The sequence below is a fragment of the Streptococcus sp. SS-4456 genome, from assembly GCF_036680365.1.
GTDB lineage: Bacteria > Bacillota > Bacilli > Lactobacillales > Streptococcaceae > Streptococcus.
Genome location: NZ_JAVIHI010000116.1, coordinates 1 through 293 on the forward strand (window position 1 = coordinate 1; position 293 = coordinate 293).

Here is a 293-nt window from a genome sequence, read left to right on the forward strand (position 1 = left end):
TTCCACTGTACCTGTTGGTGGTTGTGGAATCCATGAACCAAGTTTCACATAAGTTACTTCTTCTGTGATGTTACCAGTTGTTTCTGTCGCTTCAACCGCGTCAGCTGTAGTACTTGGAGCTACTTCAGAGCCATTGTTAGTTGCGCTTTGTGCCAAGTAGCCTGTCACAAGAGGTAATGGATTACCTTCAAGGGTCGCATCGCCGTCCTTAGCTGTCCATGCTTGCCATGTCACTTCACCTGTAACGTGGTTGATTTCACCTGAACGCTCAAATGTAACTGAGTTGCTTGAGC

Annotated in this window: 1 protein-coding gene; it reads right to left on the minus strand. The window is 46.8% G+C overall.

The window, feature by feature from the left end; translation table 11 throughout:
* The coding region (locus tag RFK25_RS11635) for a mucin-binding protein (protein WP_332413567.1) at nucleotides 1–293 on the minus strand (293 nt) is incomplete at both ends.